4 protein-coding genes are annotated in these 3,388 nt (G+C 70.7%); 2 read left to right on the forward strand and 2 right to left on the reverse strand.

Annotation, left to right across the window (positions count from 1 at the left end; genetic code table 11):
* Positions 1 to 187: 187 nt before the first annotated feature.
* Positions 188 to 811 (reverse strand): TetR/AcrR family transcriptional regulator, encoded by a 624-nt coding sequence (locus tag GXP76_RS34750; RefSeq protein ID WP_242575602.1) that lies wholly within the window; start codon positions 809 to 811, stop codon positions 188 to 190.
* Between the two features lie 123 nt (positions 812 to 934).
* Here GXP76_RS34750 and GXP76_RS34755 point away from each other — a divergent pair, with 123 nt between their 5' ends.
* Positions 935 to 2,014 carry an aldo/keto reductase gene (locus GXP76_RS34755; protein ID WP_242575603.1) on the forward strand — a complete coding sequence of 360 codons (1,080 nt, stop codon included), beginning with the start codon at positions 935 to 937 and terminating at the stop codon, positions 2,012 to 2,014.
* On the opposite strand, the gene GXP76_RS34760 is transcribed toward GXP76_RS34755, so the two are convergent.
* The gene (locus tag GXP76_RS34760; protein ID WP_242575604.1) at positions 1,950 to 2,627 is read right to left on the reverse strand and encodes a DedA family protein; all 678 of its coding nucleotides are present in this window, start codon (positions 2,625 to 2,627) and stop codon (positions 1,950 to 1,952) included. The two genes, GXP76_RS34755 and GXP76_RS34760, sit on opposite strands and share 65 nt — an antisense overlap.
* A 289-nt stretch (positions 2,628 to 2,916) precedes the next feature.
* Here GXP76_RS34760 and GXP76_RS34765 point away from each other — a divergent pair.
* Positions 2,917 to 3,388, forward strand: a 472-nt coding sequence (locus GXP76_RS34765; protein ID WP_242575605.1) for a TetR/AcrR family transcriptional regulator, incomplete at its 3' end; no start/stop codon positions are given.

Here is a 3,388-nt window from a genome sequence, read left to right on the forward strand (position 1 = left end):
ACCAGCGACGCGCCCCTCGACGAGGCGGCGGGCATACGAGCGGCGGAAGCGGCCGCGGCGGCGAACCGCCCACGCGAGTGGCCGGCCACGACGAGCTTGCGTCCGCCGCCGTCCGCCGGGTCCCCGATTACCGCGCCCCAGGTAACCGGCTCACGGCCCCGAACCGCCTCACCCCGACCTCCGTGCCCTACGCGTAGACGCCCGCCCGCGCCGCCGCCGCGGCCGCTTCCGCCGCTCGTATGCCCGCCGCCTCGTCGAGGGGCGCGTCGCTGGTCAGCAGCCGGTAGTAGAGGGGGGCGGAGACCGCGCGGATCACTTCGTGCGGGTCGGTCCCCGCCGGCAACTCGCCGCGCTCCACTGCCTGTTCGACGCAGGGTGCCCATTCGGCGACCCGGATCTCGTAGAAGCGGTGCAGGGACTCGGCCGTCCTCGCGTCCGTCGTGGCCGCCGCGATCACCGCCTTGAACAGCGCGCCCTGCCGCGGGTCGGCCAGCGTGCCGCGTACGAGTTCGGCGTTGGCCTTCAGATCGCCGAGCAGCGAACCGGTCTCGGTGCGCGGCAGCGACTGCTCGGCCATGTCCGTCAGCAGATCGGCGACGAGACCGGCCACCGTCCCCCAGCGGCGGTACACGGTCGACTTGCCCACGTCCGCGCGGCGCGCGACATCGGCGAGGTCCAGCCGCGCGAAGCCGTCCTCGGCGAGGGCGTCGCCGGCCGTCCGGAGCACCGCGGCGCGCACCCGAGCTGTACGGCCTCCGGGGCGCAGGGTCCCGGGATCGCCACCGGTGTCGTCGTTCTCCTCAGGACTCATCGGCACACCTCACCCCCATAACGAGACTCCAGTTTCATTAGTCGCACTCCTCTGTTACGTTGGGACCATCCTAAAGGGACCGAAGTCCCGTTAGTGTTTTTCCGTTCTGGTGGAGGGGTCGTCATGGAGTACAGGCAACTGGGAGCGTCCGGGCTCAAGGTCCCGGCCCTCAGCTTCGGAGCGGGCACGTTCGGCGGCCGGGGGCCGCTCTTCGGCGCGTGGGGCAACACCGACGCGCAGGAGGCGCGCCGGCTCGTGGACATCTGCCTGGAGGCGGGCGTCTCGATGTTCGACACGGCGGACGTGTACTCGGCGGGTGCCTCCGAGGACGTCCTCGGCCAGGCCATCAAGGGGCGTCGGGACGAGGTGCTCCTGTCGACCAAGACGAGCCTGCCGATGGGCGACGGACCCGCGGACGCGGGATCCTCGCGCTCGCGGCTCATACGGGCGACGGAGGACGCGCTGCGCCGGCTCGGCACCGATCACATCGACCTCTTCCAGCTCCACGCGTTCGACGCGGCGACCCCCGTCGAGGAGGTGCTGTCCACGCTCGACCTGCTCGTACGGTCGGGGAAGATCCGCTACGTCGGCGTCTCCAACTTCTCCGGCTGGCAGCTGATGAAGTCGCTGGCCGCCGCCGAGAAGCACGGCCATCCACGCTATGTGGCGCACCAGGTCTACTACTCGCTCGTCGGCCGCGACTACGAGTGGGAACTGCTGCCCCTCGGCCTCGACCAGGGTGTCGGCGCGATGGTCTGGAGCCCGCTGGGGTGGGGGCGGCTCACCGGCAAGCTGCGCCGTGGCCGGCCGCTGCCGGCGGGCAGCCGACTGCACGAGACCGCCGACTTCGGGCCGCCCGTCGAGGACGAGCACCTCTTCCGTGTGGTCGACGCCCTCGACGAGATCGCGGAGGAGACCGGCAGGACCGTCCCCCAGGTGGCCATCAACTGGCTGCTGCGGCGCCCCACCGTGTCCTCCGTCATCATCGGGGCCCGCAACGAGGAGCAACTGCGCCAGAACATCGGTGCCGTCGGGTGGGAGCTGACGCCCGAGCAGGTGGCGCGGCTCGACGCGTCGAGCGCCAAGCCCGCGCCGTATCCCTACTTCCCCTACGAGCGCCAGGAGGGTTTCGCCCGCCTCAACCCCTCCCCGCTCGCCCGCGCCGCCGCTGACCACTGCCGGCGAGAGGCCCCACGCGCGTGAGCGTGTACGCGACGACGGCGAGCACGACCAGGGCGAGCACCACCTTGGAGAGCAGCCCGACGTATGTCTCCACCAGATGCCACTGGTCGCCCAGCCAGTAACCGGCCATCACCAGAACCGAGTTCCACAGCAGGCTGCCGAGAGTGGTCAGGGATATGAAGACCGGCAGCGGCATGCGCTCGACTCCGGCCGGCACCGAGATCAGACTCCGGAATATGGGCACCATGCGGCCCAGGAAGACGGCCTTGGTGCCGTGCTTGGCGAACCACTGCTCCGTACGCACCAGATCGGCGTCCTTGACCAGCGGCAGCTTCGCCCAGATCGCGTGCATCCGCTCGCGGCCGAAGAGCATCCCCACCCAGTACAGGACGACCGCTCCCACCACCGAACCGAGCGTGGTCCAGAAGATCGCGGACTCCAGGCTGATCACTCCCTGACCCGCCGCGAAGCCGGTCAGCGGCAGGATGATCTCGCTCGGCAGCGGCGGGAAGAGATTCTCCAGCGCGATGGCGAGGCCCGCGCCCGGCGCCCCCATGGTGTCCACGAGATCGGCGGCCCAGCCCGCGACGCCTCCCGCAGGTTCCTGCGAGAGAGCGAGCCTTACGTCATTCATCAGTGGTCTCCAAGAGGGCGCGGGGCGGGTCCGGCGAACGGTTCCGACGTCCGGCGGAGTGGTACCAGCGGTTTCGGCGCGTACATCGCGCTTCCCCCACAACAATAGAAACCGCAGACCAGCCCCGGTATGCGGGATACCGCCGGGCTCACTGCGGATTTCCGCCAGCGGCACCCTGCGGTTTTCCGCAGGCGCGCGGGAAGGCGTCCAAGGGTGTCAGGCCGTCCCGTCCGGCCACCCCGCCACCCCGTCCGCCAAAGCTGACCGATCGGACAGTTATGGTGGACGCATGGCACGCCCGGCCTCCGCCCTGCGCGGACACATCCTGGAATCGGCGTTGCAGCTGTTCGCGACCCGCGGCTACGAAGGCACGTCGCTGCACGACATCGCCACCACCGTCGGCTGCTCGAAGGCGTCCCTGCTGTACCACTTCACCAGCAAGGAAGCGATCCTCACCGAGCTGCTGACCCCGGCCGGCGAGGGGCTCGCCGCCCTCGACGCCCGGCTCCTGGGCCTCGACGGGCGGGCGGCGACGGAAGCCGCGGTCACCGGCTACGTCGATCTCGCCATGCGCTTCCGCCGCGAGATCAAGATCCTCTTCGAGGACATCCCCGGAATGACCGCCCATCCGGCGCTCGGCAGCATCCCCGGCACCGTCGACCGGCTGCTGGACGCGTTCGCGGGCCGGTCGACGGCGGCGCGGGACGTGGTCGCGGCCTACATGGTCCTCGGGGCCGTCTTCGTGACGGGCGCCAGCGATG

The sequence above is a fragment of the Streptomyces sp. NP-1717 genome, assembly GCF_022695985.1.
Classification (GTDB): domain Bacteria; phylum Actinomycetota; class Actinomycetes; order Streptomycetales; family Streptomycetaceae; genus Streptomyces.